General features: G+C 64.0%; 23 protein-coding genes. 13 read left to right on the top strand and 10 right to left on the bottom strand.

Annotated features, from left to right (window positions below):
- Positions 1 to 306 precede the first annotated feature (306 nt).
- The 4 genes from kdgD to GIB19_RS14295 all read left to right on the top strand — a co-directional run bounded on the left by kdgD (position 307) and on the right by GIB19_RS14295 (position 5,974).
- Positions 307 to 1,218, top strand: a complete 912-nt coding sequence (kdgD, locus tag GIB19_RS14310) for a 5-dehydro-4-deoxyglucarate dehydratase (protein ID WP_099429090.1) — start codon at positions 307 to 309, stop codon at positions 1,216 to 1,218.
- Positions 1,219 to 1,322: 104 nt separating this feature from the next.
- On the top strand, positions 1,323 to 2,684 hold the full coding sequence (locus GIB19_RS14305; protein WP_274886917.1) for an MFS transporter: 1,362 nt from the start codon (positions 1,323 to 1,325) through the stop codon (positions 2,682 to 2,684).
- A gap of 78 nt (positions 2,685 to 2,762) precedes the next feature.
- Positions 2,763 to 4,316 carry a galactarate dehydratase gene (garD, locus tag GIB19_RS14300; protein ID WP_186680280.1) on the top strand — a complete coding sequence of 518 codons (1,554 nt, stop codon included), beginning with the start codon at positions 2,763 to 2,765 and terminating at the stop codon, positions 4,314 to 4,316.
- A gap of 77 nt (positions 4,317 to 4,393) precedes the next feature.
- On the top strand, positions 4,394 to 5,974 hold the full coding sequence (locus tag GIB19_RS14295; RefSeq protein ID WP_238213188.1) for an aldehyde dehydrogenase (NADP(+)): 1,581 nt from the start codon (positions 4,394 to 4,396) through the stop codon (positions 5,972 to 5,974).
- A 170-nt stretch (positions 5,975 to 6,144) separates the two neighbouring features.
- On the opposite strand, the gene GIB19_RS14290 is transcribed toward GIB19_RS14295, so the two are convergent.
- Positions 6,145 to 6,894 (bottom strand): FadR/GntR family transcriptional regulator, encoded by a 750-nt coding sequence (locus GIB19_RS14290; RefSeq protein WP_027593610.1) that lies wholly within the window; start codon positions 6,892 to 6,894, stop codon positions 6,145 to 6,147.
- Positions 6,895 to 7,091: 197 nt separating this feature from the next.
- Between GIB19_RS14290 and GIB19_RS14285 the strand changes: the two genes are divergently transcribed.
- Complete coding sequence (locus tag GIB19_RS14285) at positions 7,092 to 7,742, top strand: DUF998 domain-containing protein (protein ID WP_274886914.1); 651 nt, start codon at positions 7,092 to 7,094, stop codon at positions 7,740 to 7,742.
- Positions 7,743 to 7,816: 74 nt separating this feature from the next.
- On the top strand, positions 7,817 to 8,146 hold the full coding sequence (locus GIB19_RS14280; RefSeq protein WP_085274370.1) for a hypothetical protein: 330 nt from the start codon (positions 7,817 to 7,819) through the stop codon (positions 8,144 to 8,146).
- A 122-nt stretch (positions 8,147 to 8,268) separates the two neighbouring features.
- On the opposite strand, the gene GIB19_RS14275 is transcribed toward GIB19_RS14280, so the two are convergent.
- The gene (locus tag GIB19_RS14275; RefSeq protein WP_274886912.1) at positions 8,269 to 9,204 is read right to left on the bottom strand and encodes a LysR family transcriptional regulator; all 936 of its coding nucleotides are present in this window, start codon (positions 9,202 to 9,204) and stop codon (positions 8,269 to 8,271) included.
- 27 nt (positions 9,205 to 9,231) lie between these two features.
- The gene (locus tag GIB19_RS14270; RefSeq protein WP_274886911.1) at positions 9,232 to 10,206 is read right to left on the bottom strand and encodes a quinone oxidoreductase family protein; all 975 of its coding nucleotides are present in this window, start codon (positions 10,204 to 10,206) and stop codon (positions 9,232 to 9,234) included.
- A 194-nt stretch (positions 10,207 to 10,400) separates the two neighbouring features.
- Between GIB19_RS14270 and GIB19_RS14265 the strand changes: the two genes are divergently transcribed.
- Positions 10,401 to 11,309, top strand: a complete 909-nt coding sequence (locus GIB19_RS14265) for a LysR family transcriptional regulator (protein WP_099429085.1) — start codon at positions 10,401 to 10,403, stop codon at positions 11,307 to 11,309.
- On the opposite strand, the gene GIB19_RS14260 is transcribed toward GIB19_RS14265, so the two are convergent.
- The 4 genes from GIB19_RS14260 to GIB19_RS14245 form a co-directional block, all read right to left on the bottom strand.
- Positions 11,310 to 11,825 carry a DMT family transporter gene (locus GIB19_RS14260; RefSeq protein WP_265970074.1) on the bottom strand — a complete coding sequence of 172 codons (516 nt, stop codon included), beginning with the start codon at positions 11,823 to 11,825 and terminating at the stop codon, positions 11,310 to 11,312.
- A gap of 122 nt (positions 11,826 to 11,947) precedes the next feature.
- A complete protein-coding gene (locus GIB19_RS14255) occupies positions 11,948 to 12,526 on the bottom strand; it encodes a hypothetical protein (protein ID WP_274886908.1) in 579 nt (192 codons plus the stop codon).
- A 68-nt stretch (positions 12,527 to 12,594) separates the two neighbouring features.
- The gene (locus GIB19_RS14250) at positions 12,595 to 13,887 is read right to left on the bottom strand and encodes a PQQ-dependent sugar dehydrogenase (RefSeq protein WP_274886907.1); all 1,293 of its coding nucleotides are present in this window, start codon (positions 13,885 to 13,887) and stop codon (positions 12,595 to 12,597) included.
- Positions 13,884 to 14,258, bottom strand: coding sequence for a DUF2231 domain-containing protein (locus GIB19_RS14245; RefSeq protein WP_265970079.1), 375 nt, complete (start codon positions 14,256 to 14,258; stop codon positions 13,884 to 13,886). Before GIB19_RS14245 ends, GIB19_RS14250 begins: the two co-directional genes overlap by 4 nt.
- Before the next feature lie 246 nt (positions 14,259 to 14,504).
- Between GIB19_RS14245 and GIB19_RS14240 the strand changes: the two genes are divergently transcribed.
- Entirely contained in the window at positions 14,505 to 14,804 is a 300-nt protein-coding gene (locus tag GIB19_RS14240; protein WP_085274366.1) for a hypothetical protein, read from the top strand.
- Between the two features lie 17 nt (positions 14,805 to 14,821).
- Here the strand turns inward: GIB19_RS14240 and GIB19_RS14235 are convergent, their stop codons facing one another.
- Positions 14,822 to 15,634 carry a class I SAM-dependent methyltransferase gene (locus tag GIB19_RS14235; RefSeq protein WP_099429082.1) on the bottom strand — a complete coding sequence of 271 codons (813 nt, stop codon included), beginning with the start codon at positions 15,632 to 15,634 and terminating at the stop codon, positions 14,822 to 14,824.
- 394 nt (positions 15,635 to 16,028) lie between these two features.
- Entirely contained in the window at positions 16,029 to 18,215 is a 2,187-nt protein-coding gene (locus tag GIB19_RS14230; RefSeq protein WP_027593622.1) for an OsmC domain/YcaO domain-containing protein, read from the bottom strand.
- Between the two features lie 253 nt (positions 18,216 to 18,468).
- Here GIB19_RS14230 and GIB19_RS14225 point away from each other — a divergent pair, with 253 nt between their 5' ends.
- The 5 genes from GIB19_RS14225 (at position 18,469) to GIB19_RS14205 (ending at position 24,287) form a co-directional block, all read left to right on the top strand.
- Entirely contained in the window at positions 18,469 to 18,927 is a 459-nt protein-coding gene (locus GIB19_RS14225; RefSeq protein ID WP_027593623.1) for a (2Fe-2S)-binding protein, read from the top strand.
- On the top strand, positions 18,927 to 21,185 hold the full coding sequence (locus GIB19_RS14220; RefSeq protein ID WP_274886905.1) for a xanthine dehydrogenase family protein molybdopterin-binding subunit: 2,259 nt from the start codon (positions 18,927 to 18,929) through the stop codon (positions 21,183 to 21,185). The genes GIB19_RS14225 and GIB19_RS14220 overlap by 1 nt, the downstream gene beginning before the upstream one ends.
- Before the next feature lie 17 nt (positions 21,186 to 21,202).
- Entirely contained in the window at positions 21,203 to 22,549 is a 1,347-nt protein-coding gene (locus GIB19_RS14215; RefSeq protein ID WP_274886904.1) for a c-type cytochrome, read from the top strand.
- Positions 22,550 to 22,692: 143 nt separating this feature from the next.
- Complete coding sequence (locus GIB19_RS14210; protein WP_274886903.1) at positions 22,693 to 23,721, top strand: XdhC family protein; 1,029 nt, start codon at positions 22,693 to 22,695, stop codon at positions 23,719 to 23,721.
- Entirely contained in the window at positions 23,703 to 24,287 is a 585-nt protein-coding gene (locus GIB19_RS14205; RefSeq protein WP_274886902.1) for a nucleotidyltransferase family protein, read from the top strand. The genes GIB19_RS14210 and GIB19_RS14205 overlap by 19 nt, the downstream gene beginning before the upstream one ends.
- Before the next feature lie 3 nt (positions 24,288 to 24,290).
- Here the strand turns inward: GIB19_RS14205 and GIB19_RS14200 are convergent, their stop codons facing one another.
- Positions 24,291 to 25,109, bottom strand: a complete 819-nt coding sequence (locus tag GIB19_RS14200) for a substrate-binding periplasmic protein (protein ID WP_274886901.1) — start codon at positions 25,107 to 25,109, stop codon at positions 24,291 to 24,293.
- Between the last annotated feature and the right edge of the window lie 101 nt (positions 25,110 to 25,210).

Below are 25,210 nucleotides of genomic sequence, written 5' to 3'. Positions count from 1 at the left end.
CTCAAGAGATACGATGACTGTTTGCCATGAACCTGGGTGCCAGGCTTCATGCATGATCGGTTGTCGCCTACTACGCCCCATTCGCGGGCAAGCCCGCTCCCACGGGGTTTTCTAGGTGCTGAATGTTTGCGCCTTCCCTGTGGGAGCGGGTTTACCCGCGAAAGGGACGCCTGCAGAAACACGCCTTCCTCAGCCCATCAGGGAAAAAAAATGCATCGAGGGACTAGTCATCGTACAAGTTGTACGATAACTTACCTCCATCGCTTCTACACACCCTCACCCAAGCGCCACAGGATGCCTATAACAATGAATCCACAAGAACTGAAATCCATCCTCTCCCACGGCCTGCTGTCTTTCCCGGTCACCGACTTCAATGCCCAGGGCGACTTCAACCAGGCGGGTTACATCAAACGCCTGGAATGGCTGGCCCCTTATGGCGCCAGCGCCCTGTTCGCAGCTGGCGGTACCGGTGAGTTCTTCTCCCTGGCGGCCAGCGAATACAGCCAGGTGATCAAGACTGCCGTCGACACCTGCGCCACTTCGGTACCGATCCTCGCCGGCGTTGGTGGCTCGACCCGCCAGGCCATCGAATACGCGCAAGAAGCCGAGCGCCTGGGTGCCAAGGGCCTGCTGCTGCTGCCGCACTACCTGACTGAAGCCAGCCAGGACGGCGTCGCCGCCCACGTCGAAGCCGTGTGCAAATCGGTGAAGATCGGTGTAGTGGTCTACAACCGTAACGTCTGCCGCTTGAACGCCGACCTGCTGGAAAAACTCGCCGAGCGTTGCCCGAACCTGATCGGCTACAAAGATGGCCTGGGTGATATCGAGCTGATGGTGTCGATCCGCCGCCGCCTGGGCGATCGTTTCAGCTACCTGGGTGGCCTGCCGACCGCCGAAGTGTATGCTGCTGCCTACAAGGCCTTGGGTGTACCGGTCTACTCGTCGGCCGTGTTCAACTTCGTGCCAAAGACCGCGATGGACTTCTACCACGCCATCGCCCGGGAAGACCACGCCACCGTTGGCAAGCTGATCGACGACTTCTTCCTGCCGTACCTGGACATCCGTAACCGCAAGGCCGGCTACGCAGTCAGCATCGTCAAGGCGGGCGCCAAGCTCGCCGGTTACGACGCAGGCCCGGTGCGCACGCCGCTGACCGACCTGACCGCTGAAGAATACGAAATGCTCGCAGCCCTGATGGACAAGATGGGTCCGCAATAAGCGAACCCCCGCGGCCTGTCTCAGCCGCACCCGGAGTGGGAAGCCCCCACTCCGGTTACACCTCGTGAGCCCGCACAAAAATAACTAGTGGGAGTACTACCAGCATGCAAGCGACTAAGAAGACGCATGTGCGCTACCTGATCCTGTTCATGCTGTTTCTGGTGACCACGATCAACTATGCCGACCGCACTACCATTGCAATCGCAGGCTCCAGCCTGCAGAAAGACCTCGGCATTGACGCCGTCACCCTCGGTTATATCTTCTCTGCCTTTGGATGGGCTTACGTGGCTGGCCAGATCCCTGGTGGCTGGCTGCTCGACCGTTTCGGCTCCAAGAACGTCTACGCCTTCAGCATCTTCACCTGGTCGCTGTTCACCCTGTTACAAGGGTTTGTCGGTGGCCTGCCGGTGGCATGGGCAATCGTAACGCTGTTCACCCTGCGTTTTCTGGTCGGTTTTGCCGAAGCCCCGTCGTTCCCGGGCAACGCCCGCATCGTCGCGGCCTGGTTCCCCACCGCAGAACGCGGCACGGCCTCAGCCATCTTCAACTCGGCCCAGTACTTCGCCACCGCACTGTTTGCCCCGATCATGGGCTGGATTGTCTTCAGCTTCGGTTGGGAACATGTGTTCGTGGTCATGGGCGGCCTTGGCATCCTGTTCTCGTTCGTGTGGATGAAGACCATCTACAACCCCAAGCAACACCCGCGCATCAGCCAAAGCGAGCTCGAGCACATCGAGCAGAACGGCGGCCTGGTGGACATGGACCAGAAACGCGGCAACGACGGCCCGAAATGGGGTTACATCAAGCAGTTGCTGACCAGCCGCATGCTGCTGGGCGTGTACCTGGGCCAGTATTGCATCAACGCCATCACCTACTTCTTCCTGACGTGGTTCCCGGTGTACCTGGTGCAAGAGCGTGGGATGACCATCCTCAAGGCGGGCATCATTGCCTCGCTGCCGGCCATTTGCGGTTTCATCGGTGGCGTGCTGGGCGGGGTGCTGTCGGACTGGCTGCTGCGCCGCGGCAATTCGCTGACCTTCTCGCGCAAGCTGCCGATCGTCTGCGGCCTGTTGCTGTCGACCACCATGGTCTTCTGCAACTATGTCGACGCTGAATGGATGGTGGTCGGTTTCATGACCTTGGCCTTCTTCGGCAAAGGCATTGGTGCACTGGGCTGGGCTGTGGTCGCCGACACCTCGCCCAAGCAGATCGCCGGCCTTTCGGGCGGCCTGTTCAACACCTTCGGCAACATCGCCTCGATCACCACGCCCATCGTCATCGGCTACATCATCAGCGCCACCGGTTCGTTCAAGTGGGCCCTGGTGTATGTAGGCGCCAACGCCCTGGTCGCGGTGTTCAGCTACCTGGTGATCGTCGGCCCGATCAAGCGCATCGAGCTGCATGAACCCCCAAAGGCTGAAGCCGATGTCACCGCCAATGGTGACCTGGCAAGCGCCCGACACTGAGTGAACACGCCCGCGCCCGGCACCTGCCGGCCGCGGGCGGATGTATAAAGCCTGAGCAATCACAAGAAGGGCCCGAACATGCAGTTGATCGAACATTCCGACTCGCCCCGCTACGTCCGCCTGCACGATGACGACAATGTCGTGGTAGTGGTCAACGACGGCGGCCTGGGCGAAGGCGCCCGCTTTCCCGACGGCCTGACCCTGGTCGAAGGCGTGCCGCAGAGCCACAAGGTCGCCACCGTACTGATCGCCAAAGGCGAGCCGGTGCGCCGCTATGGGCAGATCATCGGTTACGCCCTTGAAGACTTGCCCCAAGGCAGCTGGGTTCAGGAAAGCCAGCTGGCCATGCCAGAAGCCCCAGCGCTGGACAGCCTGCCGCGCTGCGACGCCGTCCCCGACGCCTTGCCGCCACTCGAGGGGTTTACCTTCGAGGGCTACCGCAATGCCGACGGCACCGTCGGCACCCGCAACATCCTCGGCATCACCACCACCGTGCAATGCGTGACCGGCGTGCTGGAGCATGCGGTCAAGCGCATTCGTCAAGAGTTGCTGCCGCTGTACCCCAACGTCGATGACGTGGTCGCCATCACCCACAGCTACGGCTGCGGCGTGGCGATCAACGCCCGCGATGCCTACATCCCGATCCGCACCGTGCGCAACCTGGCGCGTAACCCTAACCTTGGCGGCGAAGCGCTGGTCATCAGCCTGGGCTGTGAAAAGCTGCAGGCCGGCCAGGTCATGCACGACAACGACCCCTCGGTAGACCTCAGCGACCCGTGGCTGTATCGCCTGCAGGACGCCAGCCTGGGTTTCGGCGAAATGATCGAACAGATCATGGCGCTGGCTGAAACCCGCCTGAAGAAGCTCGACCAGCGCCGTCGCGAAACGGTGCCCGCCAGCGAGCTGATCCTGGGCATGCAGTGCGGCGGCAGCGATGCCTTCTCCGGCATCACCGCCAACCCCGCGCTGGGCTATGCCTCCGACCTGCTGGTACGCGCCGGCGCGACCGTGCTGTTCTCGGAAGTGACCGAAGTGCGTGACGCCATCTACATGCTGACCTCCCGCGCCGAGAACCAGGACGTGGCTGAGGCGCTGGTGCGCGAGATGGACTGGTACGACCGCTACCTGCAGCAAGGTGCGGCCGACCGCAGCGCCAACACCACGCCGGGCAACAAGAAAGGCGGCCTGTCGAATATCGTCGAAAAGTCCTTGGGCTCGATCGTGAAGTCCGGCAGCGGCGCTATTCAGGGCGTGCTCGGCCCTGGCGAGCGAGTCGCCCGCAAAGGCCTGATCTTCTGCGCGACCCCGGCCAGCGACTTTGTCTGCGGCACCTTGCAGCTCGCAGCTGGCATGAACCTGCATGTCTTCACCACCGGCCGCGGCACGCCGTACGGCCTGGCCATGGCACCCGTGGTCAAGGTGTGCACCCGCACCGAGCTGGCCGAGCGCTGGCCTGACCTGATCGACATCGACGCCGGGCGCATCGCCACAGGCCGCTCGAGCATCGAGGAACTGGGTTGGGAGCTGTTCCACTACTACCTGGACGTGGCCAGCGGCCGCAAGCAGACCTGGGCCGAACAACACCGGCTGCACAACGACATCACCCTGTTCAACCCGGCGCCGATTACCTGATGTAGCGGTTTGGCATGGCCCCTGTGGGAGCGGGCCATGCCGTCCTTCAGCCTTTTATTTCATCAAAGGAGCACCCCATGCCTGAGATCCTCGGCCACAACTTCATCGCCGGCCAGCGCAGCGCCGCTGGCGCGCAACGCCTGCAGAGCCTGGACGCCACCACTGGCGAGGCCCTGCCCTACAGCTTTGCCCAGGCCACCGAGGCTGAAGTGGACCAAGCCGCCCAAGCCGCCGCTGCCGCCTTCGCCGAATTCCGTCAACTGGCCCCGGCGCGCCGCGCCGAATTCCTCGATGCCATCGCCGCCGAACTGGATGAGCTGGACGACGCCTTCGTCGCCATCGTCTGCCGCGAAACCGCCCTGCCTGCAGGGCGTATCCAGGGCGAGCGCGGGCGTACCAGTGGCCAGATGCGCCTGTTCGCACAAGTCCTGCGCCGCGGTGATTACCTGGGGGCACGCATCGACCTGGCCCTGCCGGATCGCCAACCGCTGCCTCGTGTCGACCTGCGCCAGATGCGCATTGGCGTAGGCCCGGTTGCCGTGTTCGGTGCCAGCAACTTCCCGCTGGCCTTCTCGACTGCCGGTGGCGACACCGCCGCCGCCCTCGCCGCGGGCTGCCCGGTAGTGTTCAAGGCGCACAGCGGCCACATGGCCACGGCCGACCTGGTCGGTTGTGCCATCCAGCGCGCCGCTGAGCGCACCGGCATGCCCAAGGGCGTGTTCAACATGGTCTTCGGCGGCGGGGTCGGCGAATGGCTGGTCAAGCATCCGGCGATCCAGGCCGTCGGCTTTACCGGCTCGCTCAAGGGTGGCGATGCGCTGTGCCGCATGGCCGCCGAACGCCCACAGCCGATCCCGGTGTTTGCCGAGATGTCGAGCATCAACCCGGTGATCATCCTGCCCGGTGCCCTGGCCAAACGCGGCGAAGCCATCGCCCGCGAACTGGCAGGCTCGGTGTGCCTGGGTGCCGGCCAGTTCTGCACCAACCCTGGCCTGGTGATCGGCCTGCAATCGCCGCAATTCAGCCAGTTGCTGGCCGACCTCGGCCAGCACCTCGACCAACAGGCTGGCCAAACCCTGCTCAACGCCGGCGGCCTGCGCAGCTACGTTGGCGGCCTGGAGCACCTGCACGCCCACGCTGGCATCGAGCACCTGGCCGGCCAGGCACAGCAAGGCAACCAGGCCCGCGCCCAGCTGTTCAAGGCTGACGCCCGCCTGTTGGTCGACGCCGACCCATTGCTGCAAGAAGAAGTGTTTGGCCCGACCACTGTGGCCGTCGAAGCCCAGGACAACGAACAACTGCGCGCCGCACTGCTCGGCCTGCGCGGCCAACTGACCGCGACCCTGATCGGCGAGCCGGAGGATTTCGAAGCGTTCGCCTGGCTGGTGCCGCTGCTGGAAGAAAAGGTCGGCCGAATCCTGGTCAATGGCTACCCGACGGGTGTCGAAGTGTGCGACGCCATGGTGCATGGCGGGCCATACCCGGCAACCTCGGATGCACGCGGCACGTCGGTCGGCACCTTGGCCATCGACCGCTTCCTGCGCCCGGTGTGCTACCAGAACTACCCGCAGGCGCTGCTGCCTGAGGCGCTGCGCGATGGCAACCCGCTGGGGCTGCGTCGCCTGGTGAATGGGCAGTGGAGCGAAGAGGCGATCTGATCGTCTTTAGAATGGAAAAAGCCCCGCACATGTCGGGGCTTTTTCTTTTGTCTGTACCGGCCCCTTCGCGGGTGAACCCGCTCCCACAGGGGTGGCACAGATTTCAGGGCTGCAGTGATCCTGTGGGAGCGGGTTTACCCGCGAAGGGGCCGGCCTGGGCGACAGAGGGCTCAGACCCCCTGCGCTTCCGCCTCTTCATGCGCCTGACGCAACCGCTCGCGGCTGTTGCTCAAGTGCATGCGCATGGCCATCTTCGCCCCTTCGCTGTCTTGCCGGGCAATCGCTTCGTAGATCGCCTCGTGCTCATGCATCAACCGGCTCATGTAGTGCGCCTGGTCATCATGGGCCAGGCGTGCCGAATTGAGCCGGGTACGTGGAATGATGCTGGTACCCAGGTGGTTGATGATGTCGGCAAAGTAGTGGTTGCCGCTGGCCTGGGCGATGCGCAAGTGGAACTGGAAGTCCGCCGACACGGCATCGGTCGCATGGGCCGCGCCTTCGTTGAGCTCGTCCAGCGCTGCGCGCATGCCAACCAGCTGTTCATCGCTGCGCCGCTGCGCCGCCAACCCTGCCGACTCGATCTCCAAGGCAATGCGCAACTCCAGCACTGCCAGCACTTCGCGCAGGGTCACCACGGTCGCCGGGTCGATGCGGAAACCGCCCGTGGCCGGTGCGTCCAGCACAAAGGTGCCGATGCCATGGCGGGTCTCCACCTGGCCTGCGGCCTGCAGCCGCGAGATGGCCTCGCGCACCACGGTGCGGCTGACGCCCTCTTCCGCCATGATCTGCGATTCGGTCGGCAGCTTGTCGCCGCGCTTGAGCTGGCCGCTGCGAATTCGCTCGGTCAGCACCGTGACCAGTTCCTGGGCCAGACTGCGCGGCTTGCGCCGGGTCCTTGCCTGTACCTGCTGCTCTGTCATGCCCTGTATTTCACCTTGAAAGACAGCGCCCATGATAGCGCAAGCAGTTGTACGATCACATACACCCAATGCGGTATTTCACACTGTGTCTGCGACACGCGGAATGCGAAAAATCAGCGCCACATGCTGGCCCAAAGCCAGCGAAAGGCTGTACCGTGCGGCTTCGCGCTCACTTATCCATGGAAGGAAACGACAGCATGAAACCGCTCGACCGCATTCTGCTCGCCACTGGCCTGCTGATCCCCCTGTGGCTACTGGCTGGCGTCTGGCTGACTGCCCAGGCGTACCCCGGCTATGACCACCTGCAACAGGCCATGAGCCAACTCGGCGCCGTGGGTGCAGCCACCCAGCACTGGTCTGCGTTGGTCAACAACTTCCCACTGGCCGTGTTGTTCGCACTGTTTGCCTGGGGCCTGGCCCGTCGCTGGCAGGGATCGACCCTGGCGCGGGTCAGCGCGGCCCTGGTGCTGCTGCATGGCCTGGGCAGCCTGGGCACCGGCTGGTTCCCCTGCGACCAAGGGTGTGCACCGGCACAGCCTTCGCTGTCGCAACAGTTGCACAACCTCTCGGGCTTGCTGATGTTCCTTTCGTTGACCCTGGCCAGTGCGCTGTGGGCCTGGCTAGGCAACCGGGTGGCCGGCTCACGGGCTTTGAGCCTGTTCTCCTTGGCAGCCGTAGTGCTGGCGATCGTGACCGTCGCGCTGATGGGCCAGGCTGTTGAAAGTGGCCATCTGTTCGGCTTGTACCAGCGCTTGAACTACGGCGTATCGGTCATCTGGGTGGCAGGCCTTGCCTGGGCCAGCCTGCGTGCCCCCGCCTCAGGGCGGTTGCGAATGGCCACTGCCTGACGGCAAATTGCTGGCCCCCAGGTGTTTGAAGGGAAGGCAAACTCCCTTCTCCTTCAGATGCTTAGGACAGCAACATGCGAGTACTTCTAGCAACGATGGCCGGCTGCCTGCTGGCCACGGCCGCCTTCGGCGTGCAGGCCAGGACGCTGAGCCAGAACGATCGCCAGACCTGTGGCTGGGGCGCACAGATCGCCGCAGAAGCCCAGCAGGCCAAGCTATCAGGGGTAACCCTGTATGCCACGCGCAAGAAGTTACAGGCGCGCAAGTTCGCCAAGCCGTGGATGCGCATGACCGCCTTCGGCATTACCGAGCAGACTTACAACAGCCGTTCGCGATTGAAACCTGCGGCGATCAAGCAGACCTATTACGAGCAATGCGTGCAGCATGCCGTCGCAAGGCGATAAATCTATATTTTTAAGTAGGTTAGCCTGATTATTTTCAGCAAAACCTTAATAGTAGGCAGAAGCGACAAAATTAGTTTTATCGTTTATTTTCAATTACTTAAAGAATAAGATTAAAGCGAAATCTAAAGATGATCGCCCTGGTGCCGCCAGGGCGCTCCCGCACTGAACTGCTCAGTCACCCACGCCTTGAAAACCCCGAGTGCAGCGGTGTTCAACCGTGACGTAGGCCGCACCAGGTAGATCCCTGCCGCCACGTCGAGCTGCCACTGCGGCAGCACCCGCACCAAGCGCCCACTGGTCAAGTCCTCACCCATCAGCCAGTCGCCGCCAGCCAATATGCCCACACCCCGGCGGGCAGCTTCGAGCAAGGCTTCATTGTCATTACTGCGCAACGAACCACTGACCTTTACACTGACTTGCTGCGCTTGCCGGGTGAGGCGCCATTCGGGAAACGAACGCAAGCCGCTGAAGCCGAGGCAGTTATGCCCGGCTAGCTGCTCAGGCTGCTGCGGCGTGCCATGACTGGCCAAGTAGCCCGGCGAGGCGCAGAGGATGCGGCGGTGATCGCACAGCTTTTGCGCCACCAGGCGGTTATCGGCCAACTCGCCGATACGGATGGCAGCGTCAAAGCCCTCGCCGATCAGGTCAACGAAGCGATCAGCGTACTCGGCCTCCACTGTGACCTGCGGATAGGCCAGCACAAAATCCGCCAACATCCCGCTCAACCAGCGCCGCCCCATGGCCGCCGGCAAGGCGAGGCGCAAACGCCCCCGCACCGTTACCGCCCCTTGCGTGGCTTCCTGTTCGGCTTCGGCGATCAGCCGGCTGGCCTCACGCACCCGCGCCACCAACCGCTCACCTTCGTCGGTGAAGCGCAGTTGCCGCGTGCTGCGCTCAACCAGGCGGATGCCAAGGCGTGCTTCGAGTGCGCTCAGGCGCTTGGACAGCACCGTGGGGTGGCGCGCCAGTTGCTGTCCAGCAGCCGCGAACGACCCCTGCTCGTGTAGGGCCAGCAAGGTGGCAAGTTCATCGGCGCGGCGGCTGTCGAAGGCATCCATGGCAAGGCTCGGCAGAAGGTAGGAAAGTCAGGCAGTAAGAATCAGCGCCCCTTCCGACAGCCCTTGCTCCAGGTCCGCGTGGGCCCTGGCCGCTTCGGTCAGCGGGTAGCGACGCCAGACCCGAGGCTGGATGATACCTGCGTCGACCGCCGCCAGCACATCGGCGGCGCGTTGCTGGTACTCCTCGACGGTGCGCGTATGGGCTGCCAGTGACGGGCGCGTCAGGTAGAGGGAGCCCTTGGCATTGAGCGTGGCCACTTCAATGGCCGCCGGCGCGCCGGAGGTGCCGCCAAACGACACCAGCAACCCGCGCGGGCGCAGGCTGTCCAGCGAGGCCTCCAGCGACACCTTGCCGACACTGTCATACACCACGTCCACGCCCTCGCCCTGCGTCAACTCACGCACCTCCCTGGCCAACGTGGCCGCCTCGAACACCATCACGTGATGGCAGCCCGCCGCCCGCGCCCGCTCGACGCTCTGTGGTCGCGACACCACGCCAATCACGGTCGCCCCCAGGTGCCTGGCCCAAGACGCCATGAGCTGCCCCAATGCCCCGCCCGCGCCATACAGCAGCACCTGGGTACCCAGCCCCACGCGGTAGGTGCTCTTCAGCAGGTACTGCGCGGTGATGCCCTTGAACAATACGGCTGCGGCGGCTTCGTCATCCAGTGAGTCCGGCAGCTTGACCAGGCGCTCGGCAGGGAACAGTCGCCCACTGGCATAAGCGCCTACCGGGCCCATCGCATACGCCACCCGGTCCCCCACGCGCACATTGCCCACCCCTTCACCCACCGCGCTCACCCGCCCTGCGCCCTCCAGCCCCAGGCCAGACGGCAATGCCAGGGGCGCCCCGCCCTTGCGCTGCAGTACGTCCAGCGGGTTGACGCCCATGGCGGTCTGCTCCAGCCAAACCTCGCCTGGCCCTGGCACTTGCGGTTGGACGTGCTGCACCTGCATGACATCGGCAGTGCCGGTGGCGGTGAGTGTTATACGGCTGGCCATGATCGATTCCTGTGAGGATGACGGTTTCGATACAGGCTAATTAGGCATGGCAAGTTGAACAATACGGCGCAGTGCAGATGATTTCTGCAACCCGTGCAGCAATAGCCGACCGCCATGCGCACCGCCGCGCACCCAAACCAGGACATCTGTTAGGCTGATCAAAGCCCGCCCAACCAGCCTCGACTATTCGCCCCATGGATGAACTGCGCAAGATCGACCTCAATCTGCTGCTGGCCTTGCATGCACTGCTGACAGAGAAGCACGTGACCCGCGCCGCCCTGCGCCTGCACCGGAGCCAGCCGGCGGTGAGCCATGCGCTGGCACAATTGCGCAGGCACTTCGATGACCCCTTGTTGATTCGCCAGAACGGCCGCATGGCCCTAACCGCACGTGCGCAGGCTCTGGCCAAGCCGCTGCAAGATGCCTTGGGCAACCTCAACGCGCTGCTGGCCGCTCCACTGTTCGACCCTGCCAAGGCGCAGCGTCGGTTCCGTTTGTCGTTGTCCGACTATGCTTCGCGCATTATCCTTCCGCCCCTGGTCCGCCACGTGCGCCAGGTAGCACCCGGTGTAGACCTGGCAATCAGCCAGGCCAGCCGTGAAACCATGCTGGCCCAGCTGCTCGACGGGGAGCTCGACCTGGCCTTGGGCCTATTCCCCGAGCTGCCGCAGAGCATCACCGCCCAGCCCCTGTTCGAGGAACACTTCATCAGTGTTGCCGACCGCCAGGTGCTGCCTGCCAGTGGGGGCCTAGCGTTGGCCGACTGGCTGGCTCGCCCCCATGTGTTGATGGCCATGCACCCCGATGCCCATGATGAAATAGAACGCGCATTGGCCGCCCACGGCCTGCAGCGGCGGATAGCCCTGGCACTGCCGCACTGGAGCGCAGCGGTCGAGGTGCTTGCGGGCACCGATCTGATTCTCACAGTGGCCAGCCGCGCGGTAGGTTCATTGCGCCAGCATCAGGCGTTGCGCCGGTTTGAGCCGCCACTGGCCATTCCTTCGTTTGCCTATCAGCAGGCCTGGCACAGCCGCAAAGACAGCGACCCCGGGCATCGCTGGCTGCGCGAGGCCGTGTGGGCCTGCAGCCAGCCAGGCACCTGATCAGCGCTGTGACTGCTCGAGCACCACAGGCTTGGCCGCAGCGCTGCTCCCCCAGTCCCCCTGGACCAGAAACACCCCACACAGGATCAGTACCACGCCGGCCACCCGAGCCAGGTTGACCGGTTTGCCCCCCAACCCCATTACCCCGAAGTGGTCAGCGATGACCGCCGTCAAGATCTGCCCTGCCACCACCAGCACTAGAAAGCCCGCGGCGCCCAGTTTCGGCGTCAGTGCTGCCGCGCCGGCCACGTAGAGCGCGCCCAGCACGCCGCCAATCCACAGCCACCACGGCCCTTGGAGGGCCTTGCCCAGGTCTGGCGTTGGCACCCGCAGTATCAGCAGCGCCGCAATTACCACCACTGAACTGACCGTCAGCGAGGTGAACGCCCCCCATAACCAGTGGCCCAACGCCCGGCCAACAGCGGCGTTGCCAGCTGCCTGAAACGGCAGTACGGCACCCGCCAGCAACGCCATCGCCACAGGGATACCCAACAGAACCATCGACTTGCTCAACATGACCACCCTCACCTTGTTGTGTGATGGAGGCCATGATCGATGGATCTGCACCGGTTATGGAAATCAAACACATGCACCCCGACTATTCGCCGTGTGAATAGTCGGGCACCTCACTCGCCGACCTAGCGTGAGGTCTCTACGCGCAGCACTTCGGTGTAGATGGCATCGACCGTCTGGCCGACCTTGAGGTTCTTCATGCGCGCCTGCAGGTCAGGGTTCTCGACCTTCACCACCTGCAGCTTGCCTTCCGGCGGCAGCAGGCTCACCTCATGCTTCTTGAGGTCGATCTTCTTGATCTGCGACGTAACCTTGACCTGGCGGAACGCCTCACCGCCGGGGTTGGGGTTGTCCTTGGTGGCGCGAATGCTGCCGGACTCATCACTCACTTTAGGCGCGCCGCCCACGTCGGTATTGAGCACATAAGCCACAGCGCGGGTCACGTAGATGTCGACCGTGTCGCCGACCTTGAGGTTGGGCAGCGCCTTGGCCTTCTCGGTCAGTTGGAAGGTCACAGGCTTGCCGTTGGCGCCCTCCACCGTGACCTGGCGGCTGGCCAGGTCGATAGCCTGCACCTTGGTGGTGACATGGCTTTCCAGCGCTTCGCTACCAATCGGCACATCAGCGGCCTGGGCCGTGAAGCTGCCAGCGAAGACCAGCGAGGCGACTGCGACAGCGCGAGCGAGTGAGCTAATGGGTTTCATAGGCCTGCTTCCCTGTATTCGTTTCCGGGTTGGCGCGTGAAAGGTTCACGCGCCAACAAGCATAGTCATTACTGGCTGCGCGTCACCCGCCAGACCGTATTGGCCAGGTCGTCGGCAATGATCAAGGCACCGCGCGGGTCGACGGTGACCCCCACCGGCCGCCCACGCGTCTTGCCGTCCTCGCCCCGGAAGCCCGTGGCGAAGTCGATCGGTTCGCCCGCCGGCTTGCCATTGCTGAACGGCACGAAGATCACCTTGTAGCCCACGGGGTTTGGCCGGTTCCAGCTACCGTGCTCACCCACGAACACCCCGTCGGCGAAGCGCTCGCCCATGGCCGGTACCGAGAAGTCGACCCCCAATGCAGCCACATGCGAGCCAAGGCTGTAGTCCGGCTTGATTGCCGCCGCCACCTTGTCCGGGTTCTGTGGCCTGACTCGGTCATCGACGTTCTGGCCCCAATAACTGTAGGGCCACCCATAAAACCCGCCTTCACGCACCGACGTCAGGTAGTCCGGGACCAGATCAGGGCCGAGTTCATCACGCTCGTTGACCACCGCCCACACCTGCCCGCTCTGCGGCTGAACAGCCAAGGCCGTCGGGTTGCGCAAGCCGGTCGCATAGGGCCGGTGAGCACCGGTCTGGGCATCGACCTGCCAGACCATGGCCCGATCGATCTCCACTTCCAGGCCGCGCTCGGTGATGTTGCTGTTCGAGCCGATACCCACATAAAGGAAGCGCCCATCAGCGCTGACGGCCAACGATTTGGTCCAGTGGTGGTTGATTTCGGCAGGCAGGTCGGTGACCTTGACCGGCGCACCGCTGGCCTTGGTCTGGCCCTCCTGGTAGTCGAAACGCACCAATGCATCCTGGTTGGCCACGTACAGCTTGCCGTTGGCAAACGCCAGGCCGTAAGGGGCGTTGAGGTTTTCAGCAAATACCGTCTGCACCTCGTAGGTGCCATCGCCATCGGCATCGCGCAGCAAGGTCAGGCGATTGCCGCCTTTGACCTGGGTATTGCCCTTGGCCTTGATCTGGCTGGCGATCACATCCTTGGGTTTGAGTTTTGCGGCGTTGCCGCCGCGGCCCTCGGCTACGAGAATATCGCCATTGGGCAGCACCAGGCTCTGGCGCGGGATGTTCAGGCCGGTGGCGATTGCCGTGACGCTGAAGCCTTCAGGCACAGTCGGCTTCTGCTCACCCCAGGCAACCGGCTCAGCGATCTTCATGCTCGGCAGCAAACCACGCTGTGGCTCAGGCAGCTTGGGGTCCGGGCCATGGGCTTGAGTAGGCGCGCCCTCCCCACCACAGGCGCTGATCAGTAACGCCATGCTCAACAGGCTCAAGGTATGCAAAGGCTTCATGCCACACCTCCCGAACGCAGGTTGCTAAGGCCAGTCCATGCCGCGACAGTTGCGAGCGCGGTCACAATGACCGACAGCACCAACCCCGACGGCATCACTGCCCAGGCGTCCTTGGCATGCTCGAAGGCATTGACCAACCCCAACACCCAGGTCGCCAGCAACAGCACGAAATACAGGGTCGCACGCCCGCCCTTGCGCTCGGCGCGGATCAGGTTGACCAACGCGAACAGCAGCGCCAGCCCACAGAACACCAAGCCACCGGCAATCAGCCAGGCCGCGAAGTTGCTCCATTGGATCTGGTAGCTATTGAAATAGGCGATATCGCTCAACAGCGCGCCAAGAAACAGCGGAACACTGCCGGCCAACAGCATGGCGTGCAATGGGCCTGGCGTGCAGCGGTAGAGGGTTTGCTCAGATGCGGTCACGGCGCCTCCTTATCGTTCAGTGACCCGGCCCTGATGACAAAGACATCATCAGGCGTGCGCGGGGTGCGCTAAAGAAAGGAGCGTCTCTACGACGCGATAGTTCACCGTTTCGCTTGAATGGTATCCTGCAAGCACCCGCGCTGTGCTTTTCTACCTTCAGCGCTTTGGCATCACTCGAACAAGGAGAACAGCATGAGCGACTACCGGGAGCGCACGTGGGCGTTCTGGGCACTGAACACGCTGCTCATCCTCGGCCTGGGGCTGAGCGCAGGCTGCTCCAGCAAGAAAAACCAAGCCCGCTATGCGGCCTCCACCGTTGGCTCCAACTGCTTCGCCAAGGCCGTACCGACTACGGGCGAAGGTGGCCTGGCCTGGGGCAATACCCTGAGCATTGCCCGACAGAAGTCGCTGAACAACTGTGTGCGCTATGCAGGCAGGTCTGGGGGGACGCCGAAGACCTGCCAGGTGGTGATGGCCAAGTGCAAGAACTAGGCAGCAGTCGCTGACGCTCAACGCCGCGTGATCACCACCTCCAGATACTCGCTGGGGACCACCAGCGAGGCCCCGCCCCCCACGTTGTTTTCATTCAACAGCGCAGTCAGGTCGCTCTCCAGCGCATTGGCGGCTTCAGGCGCCAATGCCGCAAACGCCTTGTGCACCGGCCCATACCAAGTGCGGAACACATCGATGAAGTGCGCTGCAGAGCGATAGCGGAAGTTGAAGTGTTGACGGGTGACCTGCATCTGGCCCAGCGCCCTGTCGAACAGTACCCGCAACTGCTCCTCGTCACCCCAGCGTGAAGGGGGCAATGCCCCGGCTGGCGGCGGAACGTGGCGCCCGAGCGTCTTGAACATCTGGCCAACGAAACCCTGGGGCGTCCAGTTCGCCAGGCCAATCCGGCCGCCGGAACGACAGACGCGGCTCAATTCCCGCGCGGCCTGGGCCTGATCGGGGGTGAACATCACACCGAAGGTCGACAGAACGGCATCGAATGCACCCTCGGCGAACGGCAACGCTTCGGCATCGGCCACTTGAAACACCACGTTCAGGTGCTCGGCCTGAGCGCGTGCCTCACCGCGCTTGAGCAACTCGGCCACGTAGTCGGTGGAGGTGACGCGGCAACCGCGCCGCGCGGCGGCCAGGGTGGCATTGCCGTTGCCGGCCGCCACGTCCAGCACCTGCTCGTCCCAGCGCAAATCACAGGCTTCGGCCAGGCGTTCACCCACCAGCTGCAGGGTGGTGCCGATCACGGCGTAGTCACCGCTGGCCCACGCGGCTTGCTGGCGGGCTTTCAAGGCATTGGTATCCAAAGGGGTGCTCATGGTCTGCGCCTTCGTGTTGTGCGCGGCCGAGGTCCTTCTGGCGGTCATCGCGCCATGGATAGGTTGAGGGGTCGAGCCCATGGGGGCAGCAAAAAATTATGCGCCTGATGGGGGAAGCGGCAAGCGTTGGGGGGGTGAGAGGCAAGACGGATTTGAGATAGCGGAAAGCATTAACCGCTATATGGGGATGGTTGCGAGGTATACGATTTTGGGGTTTTGGCGCTTGTGGGATCGAGCGCCGCTTGCGCGACGCTTCGCAGCACAAGGCTGCTCCTACAATTGTTTCGGGCCAATTATTCCTGTGGCAGGGGCGCGCGACCTTCTTGGCGGCGAATCGGGCCTGTGTAGGAGCAGCCTTGTGCTGCGAAGCGCCGCACAAGCGGCGCTCGGTCTATCAGGCAAACTTGGCCCGAGCTGCATGCAGCTTCTTGTAGCTCTCGATCAAACGCAAATGACGATCCAGCCCTTCCAGCTTCATGCTGGTCGGCGTCAGGCCGTGGAAGCGCACGCTGCCGTCCACCGAGCCCAGCACCGCGTCCATCCGCGGGTTGCCGAACATGCGGCGGAAGTTGGTTTCGTAGTCTTCCATCTCCAGTTCATCATCCAACACCACCTCCAGCACCACGTTCAACGCCTGGTAGAACAGGCCACGCTCGACGGTGTTGTCGTTGAACTGAAGGAACGCCTCAACCAGCTCCTTGGCATCTTCGAAGCGCTGCACGGCCAGGCAGATCAGTAGCTTCAGCTCAAGAATGGTCAACTGGCCCCACACCGTATTGTCGTCGAACTCAACGCCGATCAACGTGGTGATGGTGGTGTAATCGTCCACATCGCAGTTGTCCAGGCGCTTGAGCAGCAACTTCAGCGAACGGTTGTCCAGGCTGTGCAGGTTGAGGATGTCAGCGCGGAACGACAAGGCCCGGTTGGTGTTGTCCCAGATCAGGTCCTCGACCGGGTAGATCTCCGAGTAACCCGGCACCAGGATGCGGCACGCGGTGGCACCGAGGTTGTCGTACACCGCCATGTACACTTCTTTGCCCAGGTCTTCGAGGATGCCGAACAGGGTCGCAGCTTCCTGTACGTTGGAATCTTCGCCATGGCCAGAGAAGTCCCACTCGACGAATTCGAAATCGGCCTTGGCGCTGAAGAAGCGCCACGACACCACGCCGCTGGAGTCGATGAAGTGCTCGACGAAGTTGTTCGGCTCGGTCAGCGCGTGGCTTTCGAAGGTGGGCTGCGGCAGGTCGTTCAGGCCTTCGAAGCTGCGGCCCTGCAACAACTCGGTGAGGCTGCGCTCCAACGCCACTTCCAGGCTCGGGTGCGCGCCGAACGAGGCGAACACGCCACCGGTGCGCGGGTTCATCAAGGTCACGCACATGACCGGGAACTCACCGCCCAGCGATGCGTCCTTGACCAGCACCGGGAAGCCCTGCTCTTCCAGCCCCTGAATACCGGCAACGATGCCCGGGTACTTGGCCAGCACTTCCTGCGGTACATCCGGCAGGCACAGTTCGCCCTCAAGGATCTCGCGCTTCACCGCACGCTCGAAGATTTCCGACAGGCACTGCACTTGCGCCTCAGCGAGGGTGTTGCCCGCGCTCATGCCGTTGCTGAGGAACAGGTTCTCGATCAGGTTGGACGGGAAGTACACCACCTCCTGGTCCGACTGGCGCACGAATGGCAGCGAGCAGATGCCCCGCGCGGTGTTGCCCGAGTTGGTGTCGTACAGGTGCGAGCCGCGCAGTTCACCGTCGGGGTTGTAGATTTCCAGGCAGTTCGCGTCGAGGATCTCGCTGGGCAGCGCGTCCTTGGGGCCCGGCTTGAACCACTGCTCGTTCGGGTAATGCACGAACGGCGCGTTAGCGATGTCCTCGCCCCAGAACTGGTCGTTGTAGAAGAAGTTGCAGTTCAGGCGCTCGATGAACTCACCCAGCGCCGAGGCCAGCGCGGCCTCCTTGGTCGAACCCTTGCCATTGGTGAAGCACATCGGCGACTGTGCATCGCGCACATGCAGCGACCACACGTTGGGCACGATATTGCGCCACGAGGCGATCTCGATCTTCATCCCAAGGCCCGCGAGAATCGCCGACATGTTGGCGATGGTCTGCTCCAGCGGCAGGTCCTTGCCCGGGATGTAGGTACTGGTGTCCGACACCGGCATCAGTAACCCCTGGGCATCGGCGTCGAGGTTGTCCACCACCTCGATGACGAATTCAGGCCCGGTCTGCACGACCTTCTTTACCGTGCAACGGTCGATGGAACGCAGGATGCCCTGGCGGTCCTTCTCGGAGATGTCTTCAGGCAGCTCGACCTGGATCTTGAAGATCTGGTTGTAGCGGTTTTCCGGATCGACGATGTTGTTCTGCGACAGCCGAATGTTTTCGGTGGGGATGTCGCGGGTCTGGCAGTACAGCTTCACGAAGTAAGCCGCGCACAGGGCCGAAGACGCCAGGAAATAGTCGAACGGCCCCGGGGCCGAACCGTCGCCTTTGTAACGGATCGGTTGGTCGGCGATCACCGTGAAGTCGTCGAACTTGGCTTCGAGACGGAGATTGTCGAGAAAATTGACCTTGATTTCCATGCGGGATTACCGTGAGTTAAGCGTGCAAAACGAAATTGGCCGGCATTATCCGGGTTTTTCGCCTGGAAGTCCTGTTTGCCTGCCGCCAACGCCCGCCTTGCGCATTCCGCCGAATTCCTTGCCTGATCCTCCTGACCTGTCGGCAGCGCCTGCTCGCCGGTCGTAGCGCTGTGCTAGCGTTTCTGGATTGGGGGCAACGTATCCCCACTCACGACGACAACGCGACAGCAAACCGATGATGAGCAGGTGAACCATGGAACTACGCATCAACCAGAAGACCTATCAGGTCGAGGCCGACGCTGACACGCCCCTGTTGTGGGTGATCCGTGACGACCTGGGGCTGACCGGCACCAAGTATGGCTGCGGCCTGGCGCAATGCGGCGCTTGCTCGGTGCTGGTGGACGGCAGCGTGGTGCGCGCCTGCGTGACCCCGGTGGCAGGCGTGGTCGGGCGCGAAGTGACCACCATCGAGGCGATCGAGGACGACGCCGTTGGCAAGCGTGTGGTCGCGGCCTGGGTCGAGCACCAGGTGGCGCAGTGTGGCTACTGCCAGTCAGGCCAGGTGATGGCCGCCACGGCGCTGCTCAAGCACACGCCCCAGCCCAGCGACGCGCAGATCGATGCCGCGATGGTCAACCTTTGCCGCTGCGGCACTTACAACGCCATCCATGCCGCCGTCCACGACCTTGCGGCCCAGCGGGAGGAGGCGTGATGAACACGCGTATCGATACCCCTGCCGAGCTGTCGGCGCTGCCGCTGGGTGAGCCGGTTAACCTGTCACGCCGCCGCTTCCTGCTAGCCTCGGCGGGCGCCGCCGCAGGCGCGCTGGTACTCGGGTTTGGGTTGCCGCTGGGCTCGGCACGGGTCCAGGCCGCCACCACCGCGGCCCAGGAGCGCGGCACACAAGTACCGGCCTTCCTGGAAATTCGCCCGGACAGCACCGTGCGCCTGCTCTGCCCGTTCATGGAGGGCGGCCAAGGCACCTACACCGCCATGGCACAGATCGTCGGCGAAGAACTGGACGCCGACCCGGCCACGTTCCTGGTCGACAGCGCGCCGCCTGGCGAAGCTTACGTGGTGATGGAAAACGGCATGCGCATCACCGGCGGCAGCATGTCGGTTCGCATGAGTTACCCGACCATGCGCCGCCTCGGCGCCCTGGCCCGGGCCATGTTGCTGCAGGCAGGTGCCGAGCAGTTGGGGGTGCCGGTCGACGAACTTTCCACCGAACCCGGCAAGGTCATCCATGCAGCCTCAGGCCGCTCGGTGCCCTACGGCGAACTGGCCGAGCGCGCCCTCGACCTGCCGGTGCCAGACCCGGCCAGCGTGAAGCTGCGCGACCCCAGCCAGTTCCGCTGGATCGGCAAACCGGTGCGCCGGGTCGATGCCTATGACAAATCCACCGGCAAGGCCGTGTACACCATCGACATCAAGCTCGACGGCATGCTCCACGCCGCCGTCCAGCACGCACCGCGCCTGGGCATGACGGTTGGCAGCCTGCGCAACGAAACACAGGTCAAGGCCATGAAAGGCGTGCATTCGGTGCATCAACTACCCGGCGCGGTGGCGGTGGTCGCCGAACGCTGGTGGCATGCCAAGCGCGCAGTCGAGGCCCTCCAGGTGGACTGGCAGGAGCCCGGCAGCGATTCGCCGGTAAGGCCGATGCCGGCCGACTTTTCCAGCGACGCCTATCGTGACCGCCTGGCCACCGAGCAAGGCCCGGCCCGCGACGAGGAAAACCAAGGCGATGTGGCCGGGGTGCTAGCCAAAGCCAAGACCAAGATCGAGGCAACCTACCATAACCAGTACCTCAACCACGCCCAGCTCGAGCCGCCCTCAGCGCTCGCCCGCTTCAACCCCGACGGTTCGCTGGAGGTGTGGTTGCCCAACCAGGCGCCGGACATGTTCCGCGACGACATCGCCAAACGCACCGGCCTCGACCCTGCGCGCATCACCCTGCACTCACCCCTGCTGGGCGGCTTTTTTGGCCGGCATTTTCTGTATGACTCGGCCAACCCCTACCCGCAGGCCATCGCCCTGGCCAAAGCGGTGGGCCGCCCGGTCAAACTGATCTGGAGCCGCGAAGAGGAGTTTCTGCGGGATGTGTTGCGGCCGCTGGCGGTGGTTAAGTTCCGTGGGGCACTGGATGACGATGGCCTGCCAGTCGCGATAGAAGCCGTGAGTGCCACCGAAGGCCCGACCGAGGCACTGGCCGGCAAACAAGGTGACAAGATCGACCCCACCGCCCTTGAAGGGCTGTCGGGCAAGTCGTACGCCATCGCCAACAAACGCATTGCCCAAATCTACGTCAAAGGCCCGGTCATGCTCGGCTACTGGCGCTCGGTGGGCAACTCGCTGAACGACTTCTTCTACGAAGCCTTCCTCGACGAGCTGGCCGACAAAGGCGGCAAGGACCCTTATGAATTGCGCCTGCATCTGTTGCGCGACAACCCGCGCCTGACCACCCTGCTACAGGCGGTCGGCGAGTTGTCCGGCGGCTGGAAGCGTGGGCCATTCACGGCCGAGGACGGCAGCAAACGGGCACGCGGTGTGGCCATGGCCTCGCCGTTTGGCTCGGAGGCGGCGGTTATCGCCGAAGTGTCGATCGAAAACGGTCAGGTCAAAGTGCACGACATCTGGCAGGCCATCGACCCAGGCAGCATCGTCAACCCGGCGATCATCGAAGCCCAGGTCAACGGCGCCGTGGCCCTGGGCCTGTCGCAGACCCTGTTGGAAGAAGCGGTGTACATCGACGGCAAGCCCCGGGCGCGCAACTACGACCTGTACCCGATCCTGCCGCCTTCGCGCATGGCCCGGGTGCATGTGCGCATCGTCGAAAGCGGCGCGAAGATGGGCGGCATCGGCGAACCGCCGCTGCCCGCGGTTGCACCGGCGGTGGCCAACGCGGTAGCGCGGCTGACCGGCCAGCGCATCCGCAGCATCCCATTGAGCCGCTACACCTTCACCTGACAGGACAAGGAACGCCCATGACCCACAGCCGATTCGCAAGAACCGCCGGCTGGCTGGCGCTGCCGTGCCTGGTCGCGGCAGGCCTGCTGGCCTGGTATGTAACCCGAGAGCCCACGTCGCCTTTCGTGGCCGAACAAAATGCCAACGTCGACCCGGCGCTGGTCAGCCGCGGCGAGTACGTGGCCCGGCTCAGCGACTGCGTGGCCTGCCACAGCCTGCCCGACAACAAACCGTTCGCCGGAGGCCTGGAGATGGCCACGCCGTTGGGCGCGATCCATGCCACCAACATCACCCCAGACCGGGATACCGGCATCGGCGGCTACAGCCTCGCCGACTTCGACCGCGCCGTGCGCCATGGCGTAGCCCCCGGTGGCCGGCGGCTATACCCGGCCATGCCCTACCCCTCCTACGCCAAGCTCAGCGATGACGATGTGCGTGCGTTGTACGCGTTTTTCATGCAGGGCGTGCAACCTGCCAGCCAGCCGAACATCCCCAGCGATATCCCGTGGCCGCTGAACCTGCGCTGGCCCATCGCGCTGTGGAATGGGCTGTTTGCGCCCACTACGCCCTACGTGACCAAGGCTGGCCAGGACCCTCTGTGGAACCGCGGCGCTTATATTGTCCAAGGCCCCGGGCACTGCGGCAGCTGCCATACCCCGCGCGGCCTGGCTTTCAACGAGAAGGCTCTGGATGAAGACGGCAAGCCGTTTCTGGCCGGCGCGCTGCTCGATGGCTGGTACGCGCCGAGCCTGCGCGCCGATCACAACACCGGCCTGGGGCGCTGGAGCGAAGCCGAGATCGTCCAGTTTCTCAAGACTGGGCGTAACCGGCATGCCGTGGTCTATGGCTCGATGACCGAGGCGTTCAACAACTCCACGCAGTTCATGGCCAACGAGGACCTGGCGGCAATCGCCCACTACCTGAAATCGCTGCCAGGCGATCCGCAACGTGACGGCACGCCCTGGCAGTACCAAGCGGCATCGGCGGCGGCGACGCTTGAGCGCCCGGGCGCCCACACCTACGTCACGCGCTGCGCCTCTTGCCATGGGCTGGACGGCAAGGGCCAGGCCGAATGGATGCCGCCGTTAGCGGGCGCAACCTCGGCCTTGGCCAGCGAGAACGCCTCGGCGATCAACATCACCCTCAACGGCTCGCAACGCATCGTTGCCGCTGGCCTGCCCGATGCCTACCGCATGCCGGCCTTCCGCGAGCAATTGTCGGACCAGGAGGTTGCCGAAGTACTGAGCTTTGTGCGCAGCAGTTGGGGCAACCACGGCAGCGCGGTGGATGCACAGGCAGTGAGCACGTTGCGCGGGCACACCGACCCGGCCAGCAGCAGCCCAATCATCTTGCATATGCGATGAAGTTTCATCGAGAACGGCACGGTCTCTATAGGCGTTCACCTTGGGTTGCCGGCTCCCACAGAAGGGTGGATGAGTGATTTCCCCACACAACCCTGCTGAATCAGTAAAGGGTCGGCACAGGTATTACGCTTTGGAGAATGAGAATGGAAAGCATCGACCTGCTGGTATTGCGCACCGCCCGTGACTGGCTTGCCAGCGGTGAACGCGTCCTGCTGGCCACCGTGGCCCGCACCTGGGGCTCCTCCCCTCGCCCGGTCGGTTCGATGATGGCCCTGCGCAGCGACGGTCGCGTGGTCGGCAGCGTGTCCGGTGGCTGCATCGAGGACGATCTCATCCACCGCTACACCACCGCCTATGGCGGCCCCGGCATGCAGACCGGGCTGCCGGAGGTGGTTCGCTACGGCGTCAGCGCCGAGGACGCCCACCGTTTCGGCTTGCCCTGCGGCGGCACCCTGCAACTGATCCTCGAGTTCGAGCCATCGGCAGCACACCTGGCGCAACTGCTGGCCGGCCTGGACAGCGGTAGCCTGATACGCCGCGAGCTGGATGTGCGCAGCGGCGCAGCCACGCTTACGGCCAGCGCCACACCGGATCAGTTCAGCTTCGACGGCCAGCGCATGCTCAGCACCCTCGGCCCTGGCTACCGCGTGCTGCTGATCGGCGCCGGCGCGCTGGCCGAATACCTGGCGACCATGGCCCTGTTCAACGGCTTCACGGTGTCGGTGTGCGACCCTCGGCCCGAGTACATGGGCGGCTGGAGCGTCGACGGCGTGGTGAAGCTGGCCGGGATGCCGGACGACGTGGTTCGCGCCTTCGCCCCCGACCTGCGCAGCGCCGTCGTCGCCCTCAGCCACGACCCCAAGCTCGACGACCTGGCATTGCTCGAAGCCCTGCACAGCCCGGCGTTCTACATCGGCGCCATCGGCTCGCGGCGCAACAGCCAGCTGCGCCGCGAGCGCCTGATCGAGCACTTCGGCGAGACCGAAGCCAGCCTCCAGCGCCTGCACGGCCCTATCGGCATCTACATCGGCAGCAAGACCCCGGCCGAAATCGCCGTCAGCGTCATGGCCGAGATCCTTGCTGCCAAAAACGACGTGAGCCTGCCTGGCGCGGTCAACGTGACCAAAGCCAAGCTTGCCCGGGAGGCCGAGGCATGCCTGCACACCCCATGACCTGCGCCGCGCTGGTGCTGGCGGCTGGGCGATCGCAGCGTTTTGGCAGCGACAAACGCCTGGCACGGTTGCCCTCGGGGCAGACGCTGCTGGCAGCGACGCTGGCGCGTGCATTCGAGCAGTTCGCCGTGGTGCACATCGTGCTGCGCCCGGACGACGACGCGCAACAACTGGGCATCGACCCGCGTGCCCGGATCGTATGGGCCGACCAGGCCGAGCACGGCATGGGCGCCAGCCTGGCAGCGGGGGTCACCGCCCTGTTGCAGACCCCCGCCCAGGCGGTGGCGGTGCTGTTGGCGGATATGCCGTGGATCGCACCGCGTACCTTGCACACGTTGTGCGAGCAGGCCAGCGCTACACGTATCGTGCTGCCGCTGTACCAGGGCCAGCGCGGGCACCCGGTGTTCTTCGGCCGTGCGTTCTGGCCGGCACTGGCGCAGTTGCACGGCGACCAAGGCGGCAGGCAGGTCATCCTGGACAATCCGCGGGCGTGTGCCAGCGTAGCCGTCGACGATGCTGGGGTGGTGCTGGACGTTGACGTGCCTCAAGCCCTGACGTCGATGTGAGGGTCAGTGAGCGAGCGCTTGCGACTGCTGTTGCTGCCAACGTGCCAGGTTCTGCCGCATTAATTGCTCCGGCAACGTGCTGGACACAACCTGGTTCATCTCCCGCGTCAGCGCTTCGCGCAACTGTGGCTGATTGCAGGGCGATTTATGTGACACCGCCAGGTACAAGCCTTCGCTGGACACGGGCGGGTCCAGCACCTGCAGCTTGTCCTGCATGCCCAACGTCTGCGCCAACGCCATGCCGGGGTACTGCTCGAAAACCACATAGTCGCTGCGTTTGAGCAACAGTTTCTCGAAGGCCTGCTTGGCGCTGGGCACCGCTTCGAGCGTGAGGCTGACCCTGGCATAGTCATCGAACTGCTGGCCATGGCTGTTATTGACCAGTGTCCCGCCTTTACGGCCTTGCAGGTCCGACCATTGCTGATAGGCAAAGGCCCCTTGCTGGCGCACCCAGACCACGCTGGGCGTGTGCAGGAATGCGGGGCTTATGAAGTCCATCAGCTGGGTGCGCGCTTGGGTCAGAAAATACCCGGCCAGCAGGTCGATACGGCCCGTGCGCACTTCCTCCTGGGCACGCGACCAAGGCCCGCCATAGACCACCTCCACCTCCAGCCCGAGTTGCTTGCCCAAGTGCTTGAGTAAGTCGGCATTGGCACCGATCAACTGCTGAGGGTTGTGTGGGTCACGCCACAGGTACGGGGGGTATTCAGGGTTGCCAGTGGCCGTCAGGTGCTGGCATGCCGCCTGCGCACCCGCGCCCATCGGTAGCAGGAACCCGCACAGCATCAACAGCAAGGCGTGGCGAACGCAACGCTCGATCATCTACAACCCTCGGCACAAGTGGCACCCGGCGACCCGGCGTGGTCGCCAAAGGCTGCCACATCCCGTGGAAGACTGCAGCATCTGGCTTCGCGTGGTGTAGA

The organism is Pseudomonas sp. ITEM 17296, assembly GCF_028895205.1.
GTDB classification, from domain to species: Bacteria; Pseudomonadota; Gammaproteobacteria; order Pseudomonadales; family Pseudomonadaceae; genus Aquipseudomonas; species Aquipseudomonas kermanshahensis.
Note: the sequence above shows the minus strand (reverse complement) of the source record. Positions and strands in the feature narration are given on the sequence as shown.